Origin of the sequence: Streptomyces marianii, assembly GCF_005795905.1 — a bacterium.
Classification (GTDB): Bacteria; Actinomycetota; Actinomycetes; order Streptomycetales; family Streptomycetaceae; genus Streptomyces; species Streptomyces marianii.
On the sequence record NZ_VAWE01000001.1, the window covers coordinates 362,041 to 378,296 of the forward strand.

General features: G+C 74.0%; 13 protein-coding genes and 1 pseudogene. 10 read left to right on the forward strand and 4 right to left on the reverse strand.

Going from position 1 to position 16,256, the window contains the following annotated elements:
* The first annotated feature begins 3 nt into the window (after window positions 1-3).
* Genes FEF34_RS01605 through FEF34_RS01615 form a run of 3 tightly spaced genes read left to right on the forward strand, consistent with a single transcriptional unit; the run spans window position 4 to window position 3,187 of the window.
* Window positions 4-858 carry an alpha/beta fold hydrolase gene (locus FEF34_RS01605; RefSeq protein WP_138051524.1) on the forward strand — a complete coding sequence of 285 codons (855 nt, stop codon included), beginning with the start codon at window positions 4-6 and terminating at the stop codon, window positions 856-858.
* A complete protein-coding gene (locus tag FEF34_RS01610) occupies window positions 855-2,108 on the forward strand; it encodes a glycosyltransferase (protein WP_138051525.1) in 1,254 nt (417 codons plus the stop codon). The genes FEF34_RS01605 and FEF34_RS01610 overlap by 4 nt, the downstream gene beginning before the upstream one ends.
* Entirely contained in the window at window positions 2,105-3,187 is a 1,083-nt protein-coding gene (locus FEF34_RS01615) for a class I SAM-dependent methyltransferase (protein WP_171052780.1), read from the forward strand. Before FEF34_RS01610 ends, FEF34_RS01615 begins: the two co-directional genes overlap by 4 nt.
* 104 nt (window positions 3,188-3,291) lie before the next feature.
* Here FEF34_RS01615 and FEF34_RS01620 read toward each other — a convergent pair whose 3' ends face one another.
* Window positions 3,292-3,750, reverse strand: coding sequence for a GNAT family N-acetyltransferase (locus tag FEF34_RS01620; RefSeq protein ID WP_199800629.1), 459 nt, complete (start codon window positions 3,748-3,750; stop codon window positions 3,292-3,294).
* A 228-nt stretch (window positions 3,751-3,978) separates the two neighbouring features.
* Here FEF34_RS01620 and FEF34_RS01625 point away from each other — a divergent pair, with 228 nt between their 5' ends.
* The 3 genes from FEF34_RS01625 to FEF34_RS01635 all read left to right on the forward strand — a co-directional run bounded on the left by FEF34_RS01625 (window position 3,979) and on the right by FEF34_RS01635 (window position 9,248).
* A complete protein-coding gene (locus FEF34_RS01625) occupies window positions 3,979-5,097 on the forward strand; it encodes a PP2C family protein-serine/threonine phosphatase (RefSeq protein ID WP_138051527.1) in 1,119 nt (372 codons plus the stop codon).
* A gap of 224 nt (window positions 5,098-5,321) precedes the next feature.
* The gene (locus FEF34_RS01630) at window positions 5,322-8,189 is read left to right on the forward strand and encodes a SpoIIE family protein phosphatase (protein WP_138051528.1); all 2,868 of its coding nucleotides are present in this window, start codon (window positions 5,322-5,324) and stop codon (window positions 8,187-8,189) included.
* Window positions 8,190-8,258: 69 nt separating this feature from the next.
* Window positions 8,259-9,248, forward strand: a complete 990-nt coding sequence (locus tag FEF34_RS01635; protein ID WP_138051529.1) for a GNAT family N-acetyltransferase — start codon at window positions 8,259-8,261, stop codon at window positions 9,246-9,248.
* A gap of 616 nt (window positions 9,249-9,864) precedes the next feature.
* Here FEF34_RS01635 and FEF34_RS01640 read toward each other — a convergent pair.
* Window positions 9,865-10,527, reverse strand: a complete 663-nt coding sequence (locus FEF34_RS01640) for a TetR/AcrR family transcriptional regulator (RefSeq protein WP_138051530.1) — start codon at window positions 10,525-10,527, stop codon at window positions 9,865-9,867.
* 58 nt (window positions 10,528-10,585) lie between these two features.
* Here FEF34_RS01640 and FEF34_RS01645 point away from each other — a divergent pair, with 58 nt between their 5' ends.
* Window positions 10,586-12,235, forward strand: coding sequence for an FAD-binding oxidoreductase (locus tag FEF34_RS01645; RefSeq protein WP_138051531.1), 1,650 nt, complete (start codon window positions 10,586-10,588; stop codon window positions 12,233-12,235).
* Window positions 12,236-12,406: 171 nt separating this feature from the next.
* Here the strand turns inward: FEF34_RS01645 and FEF34_RS01650 are convergent, their stop codons facing one another.
* Window positions 12,407-12,652, reverse strand: a complete 246-nt coding sequence (locus tag FEF34_RS01650; protein ID WP_138051532.1) for a hypothetical protein — start codon at window positions 12,650-12,652, stop codon at window positions 12,407-12,409.
* A gap of 255 nt (window positions 12,653-12,907) precedes the next feature.
* On the reverse strand, window positions 12,908-14,200 hold the full coding sequence (locus FEF34_RS01655) for an RCC1 domain-containing protein (protein ID WP_138051533.1): 1,293 nt from the start codon (window positions 14,198-14,200) through the stop codon (window positions 12,908-12,910).
* A 359-nt stretch (window positions 14,201-14,559) separates the two neighbouring features.
* On the opposite strand from FEF34_RS01655, the gene FEF34_RS01660 reads away from it, so the two are divergent.
* The 3 genes and pseudogenes from FEF34_RS01660 to FEF34_RS01675 all read left to right on the forward strand — a co-directional run.
* Window positions 14,560-14,793, forward strand: coding sequence for a hypothetical protein (locus FEF34_RS01660; protein WP_093660046.1), 234 nt, complete (start codon window positions 14,560-14,562; stop codon window positions 14,791-14,793).
* 179 nt (window positions 14,794-14,972) lie between these two features.
* Complete coding sequence (locus FEF34_RS01665; RefSeq protein WP_138051534.1) at window positions 14,973-15,569, forward strand: dihydrofolate reductase family protein; 597 nt, start codon at window positions 14,973-14,975, stop codon at window positions 15,567-15,569.
* 395 nt (window positions 15,570-15,964) lie between these two features.
* Window positions 15,965-16,189 (forward strand): annotated as a pseudogene (locus FEF34_RS01675) (GNAT family N-acetyltransferase); the annotation flags it as partial.
* Window positions 16,190-16,256: the final 67 nt, after the last annotated feature.

The following is a 16,256-nucleotide window of genomic DNA, read 5'->3' on the forward strand; positions in this document are numbered from 1 at the left end:
CCGATGGCGTTCATCGATGTCGCCGGTGTCCGTCTGCACGTCCAGCGCCTCGGTCCCGGCGACGGACGGCCGGGCCGGGAGACCGTCGTCCTGCTGCACGGGCTGCTCACCGACAGTCTGGCCAGCTACTACTTCACCGTCGCGCCCGCGTTCGCGGCGGCCGGGCTGGACGTCGTCATGTACGACCACAGGGGGCACGGCCGCAGTGGAAGACCGGCCGGCGGCTACGGACTCGGGAGGTTCGTGGACGATCTCGGCGCGCTGCTGGACCGGCTGGAGGTCCCCGGTCCGGTCCATCTGGTCGGCAACTCCTTCGGCGGCACGGTGTCGTTCGGCTACGCCCTGCGCCACCCGGACCGGGTCGCCAGCATCTCGGTCGTCGAGTCCGAGCCGGCCACGGCCTCCTGGGCGCGCAAGATCGCCGGGCTGCTGGAGCGGGTACGGCACGAGATGAGCGTCAACGAGAGCGAGGCGATCGACTGGATCGCGAGCCACCGCGGCCACCACACGGCCCGGCTGGCGAGGGCCGCGGGCCGCCTGGTGCGCGACACCTCGATCGCCGCGGAGGTCACCGTCTGCGACCTCGTCTCCGAGGACGCCCTCCGCTTGCTGGACCGCCCGGTGCTCACCGTCTACGGGGGCGACTCCGATCTCTGCGAACAGGCCCCGTGGCTGCGGTCGCTGCTGCCGCGCAGCCGGACGGTGCTGGTCCCGGGCCATGAGCACTCGGTGCTGGTGGAGGCGCCGGGCCGGGTGCGCGACCTCGTCCTCGGCTGGATCGCGGAGCACGGGTCCGCCGAACGCCGCGCCGAGGCCGGCCGGGCTGCCGCCGTGCCCCTGGAGGTGAACGTCCCGTGAGCCGCTGCCTGTTCGTCGTCCCGCCACTCGTGGGGCACATCAATCCGCTGGTGGGGGTGGCCGCGGAGTTGGTCTCCCGGGGCCATCGGGTGGCCTGGGCGGGGGTGCCGGAGATCGTCCGCCGTCTCGCCGGGCCGGACGCCCACGTCTTCCCGTCGCCGGTGTCGTGGGCCGAAGCGGACCGCCCCGTCCGGCCGCCGGACATCCGGGGCCCCGAGGCCCTCAGGTTCCTGTGGGAGCGGTTCCTGGTGCCGCTCGCGGACGCGATGGCCGACGGCGTACGGGACGCGGTGGTCGCCTTCCGGCCCGATGTGGTCGTGGCGGACCAGCAGGCACCGGCAGGTGCGCTGGTCGCGGAGCGGCTCGGGGTGCCGTGGGCGACGTCGGCGACGACGCCGGCCGAGCTCACGGACGCGCTGGCGCCCATGCCGAAGGTCGCCGCGTGGAACGACGCGCTGCTGCGGGAGCTGCGGCTGCGCATCGGGGACCCGGAGGGCACGGCGGATCCGCGGTTCTCCCCCCGTCTGGTGCTGGCCTTCTCCGCTCCGGAGCTGGCCGGGCGGCCCGCCCGCGGTGGCGAGGGGATCCGCTGGGTGGGCCCTTCGCTGGCCGCCCGCCCCTCGGCAGCCGACTTCCCGTGGGAGTGGCTGGACCCCGGGCGGGCGACGGTCCTGGTCACGCTCGGCACGGCGAACACCGACGCCGGAGGGCGCTTCCTCACCGCATGCGCCGAGGCCCTGCGGGCGCGGGCGGACCGGCTGCAAGCCGTCGTCGTCGACCCGGAGGGCGTCCTCGGCGGTCCCGGCATCACCCTCCCGGGCGGTGCGGCCACGGGGACGGGCGAGGGGACGGCCGCCGTCCGGCCGGACCGGGATCTGCTCGCCCTCCCCGCCATACCGCAGCTCGCGCTGCTCGGGCACGTGGACGCCGTGGTGTGCCATGCCGGTCACAACACGGTGGTCGAGGCTCTGTGGCACGGCGTTCCCCTCGTCGTGGCGCCGATCCGCGACGACCAGCCGGTCGTCGCCGCGCAGGTGTGCGACGCGGGGGCCGGGGTCCGCGTCCGGTTCGGCCGGGCCGGCGCCGCCCGCATCGGAGCGGCCGTGGACGCCGTGCTGCACGGCCCCGGCCACCGGGCCGCCGCCCGTGCCGTCGGGTCGGCACTGCGCGCGGCGGGCGGAGCCGCGGCCGCGGCGGACCATCTCGAGAGGCTGCTCGATGACGAGTTCCGGGACAAGGAGGAGGGATGACGTCGCGCGAGGTACGGTCCCGCAGACGCCGGGCCAGGCGGGAGACGGTGACCGCACTCCGGCCGGAGTACGAGGCCGAGCTGGCCGAGGGGCCCGAGGCGTTCTTCGAGCCGCTGCGCCACGGCTGCCCGTGGTGCGGGTCGGTCCGGATCGGCGGGCATCTGCGGACGCCGGACCTGCTCCAGCACAAGCCCGGCCGGTTCCGGGTCGACCGCTGTCACTCCTGCGGCCACCTCTTCCAGAACCCCCGGCTGAACGCCCGAGGCCTCGCCTTCTACTACCGCGACTTCTACGACGGCCTCGGCGAGCAGCAGCTGGACGGGATGTTCGGCGGGCGCACCGCGTCCTACCGGCGCCGCGCGGAGTCCGTGCGCCCCCTGGTCGACGGCGCGAAGCGGTGGCTGGACGTGGGCACCGGGCACGGGCACTTCTGCGGGGTGGCCCGGACGGTCCTGCCGGAGGTGGCGTTCGACGGGCTCGACCGCTCCGAGGGGGCGGAACTGGCCGAGCGGCGGGGGCGGGTCGAGCGGGGATTCCGGGGCGGCTTCACCGAACTGGCGCCGGACCTCGCCGGGGAGTACGACGTCGTCAGCCTGTTCCACTACCTCGAGCACAGCACGGAACCGCTGCACGAACTGGAAGCGGCCCGGACGTCGCTGCGCACGGGCGGACACCTGGTGGTGGAGGTGCCGGACCCGGAGAGCGGCTACGCGCGACTGCTCGGCCGCTGGTGGCTCCCCTGGCTCCAGCCCCAGCACCTCCATCTCATGCCGATGGGCAATCTCCGCGGCGCGCTGGCGGAACTGGGGTTCACGGTGGTGGCCGAGCAGCACCGGTCGGCGCACGAGCCGGTCGACCTCGTGGCGGCGGTGTGGCTGGCCCTGGAGGGAGCCGCGCCGCGGGACGACCTCCCGTGGCTTCCGCCCGTCGGCCCGCTGCACCGGGCGCTGCGCGGCGCGGCGCTGCTGGCGGGCGTCCCGGCGCTGGTGGCGGCGGCGCTCCTCGACCAGGCGGTCGCACCGTTCACCGGACGTCTCGGGCTGTGCAACGCGTACCGCCTGGTGGCCCGCAAGGACTGACACGCCGCTGCCGCCGGGCGCGGATCCCGCCACCCCTGCGGGTCAGCGGCGTGTCGTGGGGATCGTGCCGTCGGGGGGTAGGGCCCCGACGGAGGCTCGACCGGTCAGCCGAGCGGGCGCTCGTAGACGAGGAATCCCTCGTGCCGGGCCACACGGTCGTAGAGGGCGCGTGCGGTGGCGTTGTCCCGGTGCGTCTGCCAGTGGAGCCGCTCCGCGCCGGCCTCGCGCGCCGCCGCCGCCGTGGCCTCGATGAGGGTCCGGCCCACACCCCGGCCGCGCGCGGCGGGCGCGGTGAACAGGTCCTCCAGACAGCAGTACGTGCCGGCGGCCCAGGTGGAGCGGTGCAGCACGTAGTGGCAGATGCCGGCCAGTCCGGCGCCGGTCCACGCCCCGAGCCCCCGCACCGGCTCGGCCGGGTCGGCGAACCGTGCCCACGTCAGATCGGTGACCTCCGGCGGAAGGGTGTGCTCGTAGAAGTCCAGGTAGGCCTGCCACAGCGGCTCCCAGGCCTCCCGGTCTCCGGGAGCGAGGGGGCGTACTTCGAGACCCGGGTCGGACGTCACGGTGGGTTTCCTCGCGCTCGCACGGTCTGCGGTTGGGCACAGGATGCCACGCGGGCCGCAGGGCCGTTTCATACACCGCACCTGCACGGACTCATGGGCGTACCAGGGTCGGCGGGTCAGACCCCCGACCGGCCGCACGCCTTTCGGCCGGGAGTGTCCGCGTCCGGTGGACGTCGGCTCGTCACGACCGCATATCGGCGAGCCCTATGCCCGGATATGATGCATTTTGTGATCATGTTCGGTCGGCTGCGGCGCCCTCGTCGTTTCTACGGAGGCCGGTGGACGGCTGTCCTGCTGTCGCCGGCCATTCTCACGATCCTCATCTCCTCCCTGGCCTTCTCCACCCCGAGGGAGAAGGCCTTCAGCCGTCTCCTGCCCGCCGCACCCGCTCTCGCCGCGGCGTTGTGGCCGGTGCTCGCCACGGTCCTGCTGGGGGCCTTCTGCCTGCTGGTCATGATCAGTCTCAGCTTCTTCTACACCGATCTGGGAACGCCGTACACGGCCGCCGCGATCATCCTGGTGACGCTGGCGGCCGCGTACGCCAGCCACGTCAGGATCCAGCGCGAGGAGGCGCTGTTCCACGTACGGCTCGTCGCCGACGCCGCCCAGAAGGTGCTGCTGCGCCCGCTGCCGAGCCGCATCAACGACGTCGAGATCGAGTCGCTGTACCTGGCGGCCCAGGAACAGGCCCGGATCGGCGGCGACTTCTACGAGGTGGCCGACACCCCGTACGGCGTGCGCCTGCTCATCGGCGATGTGCGGGGCAAGGGCCTGTCGGCGGTGGGCGCGGCATCGGCGGTGATCAACTGCTTTCGGGAGAACGCGTACGACCAGCCCGATCTCCGTGGCATCACCCGGCGGCTCGAGACCAGCATCACCCGCTACAGCGCCGCGTTCCCCACCCAGGAACTGCCCGAGCGCTTCGCCACCGCCATACTCGTCGAGATCCCCCACGACGGCGGCGCGATCCGGATCCTGAACTGCGGGCATCCCCCGCCGATGCTCGTGCACCGCGGCGAGATCCGCGTCCTGGAGCCGTCCACCCCCTCACCGCCCCTGAACCTGGCGGCGCTCATCGGGGACCACTACTACGTGGACACCGTCCCCTTCGACCCCGGCGACCATCTCCTGCTCTACACGGACGGCGTGACGGAGACCCGGGACCGCGCCGGGGAGTTCTTCCCGCTGCCGGACTGGATGCGGCACAACGGCTCCACCGCGCCGAGGGAACTGCTCGACCGGCTCCACCAGGACCTGCTCCGCTACAGCGGCGGGCGGCTCGACGACGACATCGCCGCCCTCGCCGTGAGGTGCCCCAACAGCCGAGGGCCGGGGACGGCGGAGTAGGCGCCCGGGCGCCGTGGCCCCGTTACCGAACGGACGGCCCCGCACGCAACGGCCGCCCCGGGCTCCCACGCCCGGGGCGGCCGTGGGGCCGAGACGTCCCGGGGCCGTCCGCGTTGGTGTTCCGCGCCGCCCAGGATCATGCTGGTGACGAGAGCCCTGGCCGTGAGCTCCCCCTGGTGGGCAGCGGGAGCGGCGCGATGGGCAAAGGGGCGAGATGAGCGGCGATGGAACGACTTCCCACCTCACCGGGCGAACCTCCCGGCACCGCGCAGCCACCTCCCGCCCCGGCCGGCGACCGGCCCGGCCCGGCCCAGCCGCCCCCCACCGTCCCCGGCGACCGCCCCGACACGGCCGGGCCGGTCCCCGGGCGTCCGCTGCCCACCGCCACGGCGGTCATCAGCGAGCAGGGTGTCGTGACGGGATGGAGCGAAGGAGCCCGCCGGCTGCTGGGGTACGCGCCCGCCGAGGTCATGGGACGGCCCGCCGCCCGTCTCCTCGCGCACGGCTCCGCTCCGGTCGCACCGCCCGGCCCCCCGTGGCCCACGGACCTCGGTGGCACCCTGACCCTGCGCCATCGGGACGGCCACGAGCTATCGCTCCCGCTGAACGCCACCCGCCGGACCACCACCAGCGGCATCACCGAGTGGCTCGTGACCAGCACCGCAACGGCGGACGACGGCTCCACCGCCCCGGCCCCACAGGAACCGGCGCCCATGGAACCGGCGCCCGGGCCTGCGGGAGGGTCGGCCTCGACATCCCCGGCCGTCGAGGCCGCGGGCTCCTCGGCCGGCGAGGCGCCGGACCGCGAGGGGCCCGCCGCCGACGGGCCCGCCGCCGAGGGACCGGAACCCGGAGCACCGGCCGTCGACGCGCCGGCCGCCGGGCCCCGGGCCCCGGAACACCCGGCGGGCGAGCCTCCGCCCGATGCGGCACCGTCGTACGCAGGCCCCCCGGCCGGTGCACCGCACCCCGGCACCACCGCCGGGGAGACGCCGCACCCCGGCACACCCGCCCCCGCACCTCAACCCGGCACCACCGCCGGGGGGACACCGCACCCCGGCCCGGTCGCCGACGAGGTGCTGGGGGCCTGGGTCTTCGCCCAGTCCCCGTGCATGCTCGCGGTGTTCGACACCGACCTGCGGCTGCTGCGCGCCAATTCCGCCATGGAACGCGCGCTGTCCCTGCCCGAGGCGCGGATCCGCGGGCTGCGGCTCACGGAGATCGTTCCCGACCCGGTGAGCGAGGAGACCGAGCACTCCATGGGCCTGGCACTCCGGACCGGCAGGCCCCAGCACACCCCCACGGTGCTGCGTCCCACGGGTAACAGTTCCGAGGCCGGCCGCCCGGCCACCGTCACCCCGCTCACGGACGACGGCGGCGTCCGGGCCGTGTGTCTGACCGCGCACGCGCGTACCGAGGAGCCCGAACACCACCTCACCCGGCAGCGGATGCTGCTGGAGGACCCGGGCGCCGGGATCGGCACCACTCTCGACCTGGAGCGCACCGCGCAGGAACTCACCGACGCCGCCGTGCCCCGGCTCGCCGACACCGCTGCCGTCGAGTTGTGCGAAACCCCTCGTCACAGCCGTCCGACCGGCCCCCTGCCGCTGCGCCGTACCGCCTACCGCTCACATCCGCCGGGCACCGTTCCGGCGGCGGACCCGGAGCCCGTCACCCACCCCGCCCACTCCCCGCTGACCCGGTGCCTGACGACGGGCCGCAGCGCCGTGTACCGCATGGACGACCCCTCCCTCGCCCAGTGGAGGGCCACTGATCCGGAGGCCGCGCGGCTGGACGAGGCCGGCACGCGCACGCTGATGGCGGTACCGATGCTCACGGCGGGATCCACACTCGGAGTGGCGCTGTTCACCCGCAACCGCAACCCTCAGCCGTTCACACCGGACGACCTTCAGCTGGCCGAGCAACTTACCCACCGCGCCGCCACCGGCATCCACAACGCCCGCCGCTTCACCCGCGAACGCACCACCACCATGACCCTGCAGCGCAGCCTGCTCCCGCACACACTGCCCGACCAGCCCGCCCTCGACATCGCCACGCGCTATCTGCCCGCCGGTGCCGAAGCGGGCGTGGGAGGCGACTGGTTCGACGTCATCCCGCTGTCCGGCGCGCGCGTCGCCCTCGTCGTCGGCGACGTCGTCGGCCACGGCATCCGGGCCTCCGCCACCATGGGCCGGCTGCGCACCGCGGTCCGCACGCTCGCCGATGTGGACCTCCCGCCCGACGAACTGCTCACCCGGCTCGACGACCTCGTACTCCATCTGTCCACCGACGAGTCCTCGGCCACCGCCGACACCACGACGGGCATCGGCACCACCTGCCTGTACGCGATCTACGATCCGATCTCCCGGGACCTGACACACGCCCGCGCCGGCCACCCGCCACCGGCCGCCGCCACCCCCGGCGGCGACGTGTACTTCCTCGACACCCCCGCCGGTCCTCCCCTGGGGCTCGGCGGCCTCCCCTTCGAAACGACCACCACCACGCTCGACGAGGGCACGTTGCTCGCCTTCTACACCAACGGCCTGCTCAACGCGCGCGAGACCGACATCGACCAGACCCTGGACACGCTCTTCACGGCGCTCGCCCGCCCGTCGTCCGGCCTCGAGACCACGTGCGACCGCATTCTGACGACCCTGCTCACCCACCCGCCCACCGACGACATCGCCCTCCTCATCGCCCGCACCAAGACGCTCCGCCCCCAGCACGTCGCCACATGGACGCTCCCGCACGACCCCGCGGTCGTCATCGAGGCCCGTCACCGCACGACCGAGCAGCTCGCCGCCTGGGGACTCGTGGAGGCCACCTTCATCACGGAGCTGATCGTCAGCGAGCTCGTCACCAACGCCATCCGCTACGGGAAGCCCCCGATCCAGCTGCGTCTGATCCACACCGACACCACACTCACCACCGAGGTCACCGACTACAGCAGCACCAGTCCGCATCTGCGCCACGCCCACACCTACGACGAGAACGGCCGCGGGCTCTATCTCATCGCCCAGCTCACCCAGCGCTGGGGCACCCGGCACACTCCGACCAGCAAGACCATCTGGACCGAGCAGACGCTGATGTGAGCCGTCGGGGGCGGGGAGCCGCCGGAAACTCCGTTGCGGTGCGGGCCCGGGCGGCCGACGGTTGTCTCCATGACCACGCACCCCACCCCGCCGCCCGGTACCACCGTGCGCCCGGCGGAGCTCGACGACGCGGAGGCCGTGTGCGCCCTCCTCAATGAGATCGACGTGCTGGAAATCGGCCGTCCCGACACCTCGTTGACGGAGCTCGAAGCCGATCTGAGGCATCCGGAAGTGGACCTGGAGCGCGACTCCTGGCTGCTGTTCGACGGGGACCGGCTGGTCGGGTACGGGCTGCTGTGGGACGACTCCGGCCACGAGCGGATCGACATGGACCAGTACACGCTCCCGGACCGGCAGCGGGCCGCAAGCCACCTGTTCGACCTGATGGAGTCCCGCGCCGTGGAGCGGGCGGCGCTCAACGGGGCGTCGCGAGCGGTGGTGCACATGCACCTCAACATCGAGCCCACGACGGACGTGGACGCCCTGCGCGGACGGGGCTGGCATCCGGTCCGCCGGTACAACGTGCTGACCCGGCCGCTGTCGGCAGCCGCCGACCCGGTGCCCGCGGCCCCTCCCGGTGTGACACTGCGCGCCTGCGCGGCGGAGCAGGACCGCAGGCGTGCGCACGCTCTGCTCCAGGCGTCGTTCGCCGACCACTTCGACTTCCAGCCGCGCACCTACGAGCAGTGGCTGGACGACATCGGCGCCGACCGGGCCGACTGGTCGCTCGTCTGGATCGCGCACGTCGACGGCATCGGCGACGCGGCGGTGGTGCGGACGCACGACAACCGCGCCTCCTCGGGCTGGATCGGCAACCTCGGCGTCCTGCGCGAGGCCCGGGGCCGGGGGCTCGGGGGGCATCTGCTGCGGCACTCCTTCGGGCACTACGCGGCACTGGGACGGGACCGGATCGGCCTCGGTGTGGACACCGACAACAGGAGCGGGGCCCTGGCCCTCTACGAGGGCCACGGTATGACGCTCGACTTCGCCGTCGACACCTGGGAGTTGACCCTGCCGGTCCCCGCCCGAGGCACCGCCCGCGCCGCCTCCGTCGGCTGACGCGGCGGGCCGGCTCTGCGGGCAGCACCCCTGCCCGCGGCCGCCGCACGGACCCGGCAGGGCGGCCCGCCCGCGCCGGGACCGTCCCGTGCGGCCCCGTCCGCCCGGCGGAACGCGTCCCGCCGGGCGGAACCTCCGCGGCCCGCTCGTCATCCTCCCCACCGGACGGCGAACGACGGCAAGGACGAGGGGCGCGGCGTGGTGCGCGGTGGGGCGACGAGGAGCGGACGGGTTCGGACGGCGCGAGGGCGCGGGCGCCGAGTCGGCGCGGCGTCCTCGGGGCGGGGAGCGCCGCCGGGCTGGGTGTGGCGGCGGGCTGGGTGTGGCGGCGGGCAGTCGGGCGGCGGGGGCGTCTGCCGGACCCCCGCGCGCGTTCGACCCGGGGCGGCTGTTCCGCCACCCGCATTCGTTCTGAGCCTGGCCCGCCGCCGATCCGGTAAGCGGTCCGGGGGTGGTTCGCGGGCCACGCCGGCGGAGTGGGGGCGGACGCACCGCCGGGGGAAGTCCGCTCCGACGGGGGCCCGCCAGAGGACGGTACGCCGGCCGGCCGGGGGCGCCGGGATCCGCTGCCGTAGCGTCCGACACAACCCGTCCCCGCGGCGTATGGACGGGAGCATCAGTACGCGTCGTCGCGGATCGCGGAGAGCAGACGCGCGCAGCGGGCGCTCATGTCCCCCGCGGACTGCTCCGGGTGCGAGATCCACCAGCCGACCAGTGCGCTGACCGTGCCCGTCCAGACGTGCTTGAGGGCGTCCGCGTCGAGCGGGTCCGTGTTGCCCCCGCGTCCCAGCAGCGCGGCCGTGCCCTCCGCCGCGAGGCCGTCGACGGCCGCCCGGTGCCGCTGCGCGGCCGAGCGGAGCTCCGATCCCGGCGGGAGCGTCCGGTCGTAGAGCACGAACCACGCGTGGCGTTCGTCCTCCAGGGCGCTGAAGAGCGCGGTGAGGACCGCGTGGGCCAGCGGCGTGGCCGAGGACGGCGGGCCGGCGGTGATCGTGTCCTCGATCGCCGTGAGCAGCCGGGCGGCGACACGTTCGAGGCACGCCAGGTAGAGGCCGTCCTTGGAGCCGAAGTAGGTGTAGAGCATCGGTTTGGTGACGCCCACCTGCCGGGCGATCGCCGCCATGGACGCGCCGGCGTGCCCGCTGCGGCCGAACTCCTCCATCGCCGCGGCCATGATCTGTTCCTCCCGGCGGGCGCGCGGTACGCCCTTCGTGCCCGCGCCGCGCCGGTCGCGCCCCTCGTCGGAACCGGGTGTCGCCGGACCTCTTGCAGTACCCATGACAGGACTATACGTTGCGGTAAATTACCAAGCAGTAAATTCCTGAGAGGGAAGATCGATGGATCTCCTCAGCCCCTCCTCCTCGTTCGCCGACCCCCACCCCCGTCGCTCCTGGTGGGGATGGGGTGCCGAAGACGAGGCCCTGCCGGACAGCGAGTGCACGGCCCTCGGAGCCCTGGTGCCCGGCGCGGCGGAGACCCCGCTGCCGGTGCCCGGCATCGCCGACCTCGACCTGCCCGCGTCCCGCGTCGCGGCTCCGTCCGCGCTCGGACACCTCATGTCCGACGCGCCGGAGGAACGGGCGGGCCACACGTACGGCAAGGCGTACCGCGACGTCGTCCGCGCCCTGTACCGCGACCTGCGGCCCGCGCCCGACCTGGTGGCCCGTCCCCGGTCGGAGCGGGAGGTGACGGACGTCCTGGACTGGGCGTCGGACGCGGACGTGGCCGTCGTTCCCTACGGGGCGGGGAGTTCGGTCGTCGGCGGCGTCGAGTACCGGGCCGGTCTGCACCGGGGCGTCGTGTCGATGGACCTGACGGGGCTGGACCGGGTGCTGGAGATCGACCGGGTGAGCCGTGCGGCACGGATCCAGGCCGGAGTCCTCGGCCCCGCCCTGGAGGACCGGCTCCGGCCGCACGGACTGACGTTGCGCCACTTCCCGCAGAGCTTCGAGTTCTCCACGCTCGGCGGCTGGCTGGCCACCCGCGCGGGCGGACACTACGCCACGCTCCACACCCACATCGACGATCTCGTGGAGTCGCTGCGGGTGGTGACGCCCGCTGGCGTGAACGAGTCGCTGAGAGTGCCCGGTTCGGGTGCCGGTCCGTCGCCGGACCGCCTGTTCCTGGGCTCCGAGGGCACCCTGGGAGTGATCACCGAGGCATGGATGCGCCTTCAGGACCGCCCCCGGCACAAGGCGTCGGCCACGGTGTTCTTCGAAGGCTTCGACGCGGCGCTGAGCGCGGTGCGCGCGATCTCCCAGTCCGGGCTGCATCCCGCCAACTGCCGGCTGCTCGACCCGGGTGAGGCGGCCCTCGCCCAGGTCGCCGACGGCGGCCGGAGCGCGCTCGTCCTCGGAGTCGAAGCAGCCGACCGGCCCGTGGACGGACGGCTCACGGAGCTCGTCGAGCTCGCCCGGGACCATGGTGGCCTACCGGCTCCCACCGGCGGGGAGGGCGGCGACGCGGCGGCGGGCACCTGGCGGTCCGCGTTCCTGCGCATGCCGTATCTGCGCGACGCGCTCGCCCGGATGAGCGTGATCAGCGAGACCTTCGAGACCGCGTGCACCTGGGACCGGCTCCCGTTGCTCGTCGACACCGCACGCCGCGCGCTCGGCGCCACCGTACGGAAGGCGACAGGCGCCGAGGCCATGGTCAACTGCCGTCTGACGCACGTCTATCCGGACGGCGCCGCACCGTACTTCACCGTCATCGCCGCGGCGCGGCGCGGCAGCGAGGTCGCCGTGTGGGACGACATCAAGGCGGCCGCGATCGAGGTGCTCGGCGATCTCGGCGCGACCGTCACCCACCACCACGCCGTCGGACGCGACCATCGCCCCGGCTACGACCGCCAGCGTCCGGAGCCGTTCGCGCTCGCCCTGCGCGCCGCGAAGCAGGTCCTGGACCCGGCGGGGATCCTCAACCCCGGCGTTCTGCTCGACCCCGCCGACCGGCCCGGGACGGCGCGGGGAGGAAGCGCACCGGGATGACGGCTCCTCGGCCGGTGCCCCATCGGCACGCCCGGCGAGGGCGAGAGGGGTCCGCCGGCGCCGGTCCAGGCAGGCGGCCCAGGGCCGACGACGACTGCGGGTACGAGGCCGCTGCGCGAGCCGCATGCGGGTGCCACGGTGGCGCGGGGGCCGCGCCGCCGGCCCCTCGGACTACCGCCGCCGCGGGTGGTCGGAGTCCTCCTCGGCGCTCGGCAGATCGCGGTGCCCGTCGTTCCACGGGTTCGTCCATCCGCACGCCCCGCACGCGTAGCGGCCGTCGAGGCCGGACAGACGCGTACCGCAGCGTTCACAGTCGGTCTCGGTGATCTGCAGCGCTCCGTGATGCGCCAGGTCGACGGAAGGCGGTAGTTCCTCGACCTGCGGGGGCCATGCGCGACCACGGGGACGCCTGCTCATGCGGGGGAGGTTACCTCCGGGGCCAACGGCCGCCGCGGGCCGGGGGCCCGGGGCCCAGGGCCCGGGGCCCGGGGCCCGGGGCCCGGGGACGTGCCGGAGATCCGGCCGCGCCCGAAGCCCGGCAGCACCCGGAGCGGGATCGCCCCCGGAATGGGATCGCACCCGGAGCGGGATCGCGCCGGTCTCCCCGGGGAGGCCGGCACGGCCACGGGGTCCCTGGCACGGCCGTCCGGCCGCCCCGGTGCCGGTGGCTGCTCAGCCCGCCAGGCTGTGCTCGCCGCCGGCCGCGATGAGGCCGGCCTTCCCGATCGTGGTGGTCACCGCGACGGGAACGCTGCTGTCGGCGGTACCCCCGTTACCGAGCCGGCCCTCTCCGTTCTCGCCCCAGGCGTGAACAACGCTCCCGGGGCCGGGCTCGTCGCCGGGGTCGTCCTCGCCGCTGCCCGGGAACCCGCCAGGCCAGTCGTCGCAGCGGCAGGACGACGGGCTCGGCAGACCGGCGCCGCCGCAGCCGCAGGAGGACGTCAGCGCGAGGTTGTGGTCCTCCGTGGTGGAGATGCCCGTCACCCCGCGCAGGCCCCGCACCCGGACGGGGATGGTGCTGCCGTCGAGGGCGCCGTCGCCCAGCTGCCCGGAGGCGTTGTCCCCCCAGGCCCACACGGTGCCGTCGCCCGCCAGTGCGAGGCTGTGGCCGAGACCTGCCGCGACGGCCCTGACCCCGGTGAGTGTCCGGACCTCCACCGGGGTCGTGCTGTCGATGTTGGTGCCGTTGCCCAGCTGCCCGGAGAAGTTGTCGCCCCAGGACAGCACCCGGCCGTCCCTGACCACCGCGAGGCTGTGGTTGCCGCCCGCGGCGAGGGCCCTGGCCCGGGTGATGCCCTGCACCTGGACGGGGATGGTGCTGTCGTCGAGGGCGCCGTTGCCCAGCTGGCCGTTGTCGTTGTCCCCCCACGCCCGGACCGTGCCGTCACGCAGCAGGGCGGCGGCGTGGTTGTCGCCGCCGGCGAGGGCCTTCACGCCGGAGAGGTTCTGCACCTCGACGGGGAGGGAGCGGTCGGCGAGGGTGCCGTTGCCCAGCTGGCCGTTGTCGTTGTCGCCCCACGCCCGGACCGTGCCGTCACGCAGCAGGGCCAGGCTGAAGTCGTCGCCCGCCACGACGGCCTTCACGCCGGTGAGGCCCGGGACCCGGACGGGGACGTTGCTGTCGGTCTCGGTGCCGTTGCCCAGCTGGCCGTTGTCGTTGTCCCCCCACGCCCACACCGTGCCGTCACGCAGCAGGGCCAGGCTGTGCCCGAAGCCGGCGGCGAGACTCCTGATTCCGGTCAGTTCCGGAACGGCGACGGGCACGGTGCTGTCGGCGTTGTCACCGGTGCCGAGTTGGCCGTCCTCGTTGTCGCCCCAGGCCTGCGCGAACGGCGCGGCGCCACCGCCGAAGGGATCCGCCGCGAAGGCGCCGGGCGTCCAGACCAGCGTCGCTGCCAGCGCGGCGGCCAGCACCGTACGGTTGCGTCCTGCGGCACCGCGGGCCGGCGGATGCGCTTCACCCATGACACTCTCCCTCTCGTCCGGTCCCGCCCCACCGCCTCCCCGGCGGTACGAAATCTGAAGAAACCAGCCACAGGCATACCAGTCACCCCCGTACCGTCCGGCACGACACGTGCAGAACCCGTCTCCCGGCGCCCGGTCGGGGCGGGCAACCGTCGGCGCGGGCGTGCGGCGGGCGGCCTCCGGCTCGCGGACACGCGCGCTCGTGGCGGCGGTGGGCACGGACCGCCCGTGCGGGGTGGGGCCGGGCGGGTGGTGCGTTTAGGCCCGTCGGCCGTGCGCTCGTCCGTGTCGGCGGCGTCCGGTACGGGCCGCTCGCTACGTTCCAGGCACATACACCCCAGAGCTCGAAGGGCACAGCCATGGCCAAGTGCGAAGTCTGCGGCAACGACTACGAGATGTCGTTCGAGGTGCACGCCGCCGGAGCGGTGCACACGTTCGACAGCATCGAGTGTGCGGCCCAGCGGATGGCACCGATCTGCGAGAACTGCCAGTGCCGGATCCTCGGCCACGGACTGCAGGCCGACGGGCAGTTCTACTGCTGTGCGCACTGCGCCCGCCAGAAGGGCGTCGCGGAGCTCGCCGACCACGCCTGAGCCGCTCCGCGCGGCCGCGGCGGGAGTTGCGCCGGCGGCGCAAGGACCCGCACGCCGCGCTCCACGCGTCTACTGTGCTCCGTGTCATACCCGTGGGGCCGAGGGCGTGCGATGACTTTCGGCGCTGCGCACCGTCTCCTTTGAAGCAGTCCGTCGGAGCAGGAAGCGGAGAGACTCCCATGCGCATCGTGATCACCGAGTTCATCAGCCTGGACGGCGTCGTGCAGGCCCCGGGCGGTCCCGAGGAGGACACCGACGGCGGCTTCGCGCACGGTGGCTGGTCACACCCGTTCTTCGACCCGGAGACGGTGGGCGGCGCGTTCGACGAGGCGCTCAGGAATGCGGAGGGGCTGCTGTTCGGGCGCCGCACCTGGCAGACGATGGCCGGCGCGTGGCCGGAGCGGGCCGGAGACCCGTTCGCCGACAGGATGAACGCGCTCCCGAAGTACGTCGTGTCGCAGACGCTCGGCGAGGACAAGCTGACGTGGCACAACACCAGGTGTATCCCCGGTGACGAGGCCGTCGCCCGGATCCGGGAGCTGCGGGACGCCGAGGGCGGCGATCTGGTCGTGATGGGCAGCCCGACCCTGGCCCGGACCCTCATCGCCGAGGGACTGGTCGACGAACTCCGGCTGATGATCATGCCGGTACTCCTCGGCGGCGGAAAGACGATCTTCCCGGGCGACGGCGGCAAGCACTCTCTGGAGCTGGTCTCCACGGTCGCCAGCGGCACCGGTGTGCACGTGTGCGTCTACCGGCCGGCCGCCGGGGAGTAGGGCGTCCCGGCCGTGCACCGTCCGGTCGGACAGGTCGCCCGGCCCCCCTGGGTCGCCCGGCCCGCCACCGGATCGATCGCGTACCGGCCGAGAGCGGAGGGTCGAGCAGCATGCCGTCGGACCGCACGGGCGACCCGCACCAACTGCGCCCCGCGGACCGTACGGCGATCCGCAGACCGAGGGACCGGGCGGGCCGCACGGCGGCGGGGACGTCCCGCTCGGAGGCGGCACGGACGATGAGTTCGGGGAACCTCTCGGGTTTCAGGTCGTTCCACACCATCGCGGCGCGCTTCGTGACCAGCGTCGCCCCGCCGGACGATGGGCCCCTCGACGGCTCCGGCCTGCCTCTGTTCACGCAACGCGGGTTCCAGGACTCGCGCCGGGTGCGGCTGTGTGTCACCCGGGCCGCCCGTGTGCTCATCGACTGGGCCGTCGGGGAACGGGGCATCCACCGCGTCGCATGGTGGGTCCCATCCGGCAACGCACTCAGTATCGCGGTGGCCCGGCGACTGGGAATGACCAAGGACGCTGCACTACGCGAGAGTTACCCGTACCGGGGGAAGCGCCACGACATGGAGATCTGGCCCGTGCTCGCCTCGGAACGGCGAGCGGGGATCGGCCGGTCTCCCGGACGTCGGTGGGATGACATAATCCGAGCAGTGGAGACCGAGCACGGGCGGCGCTACG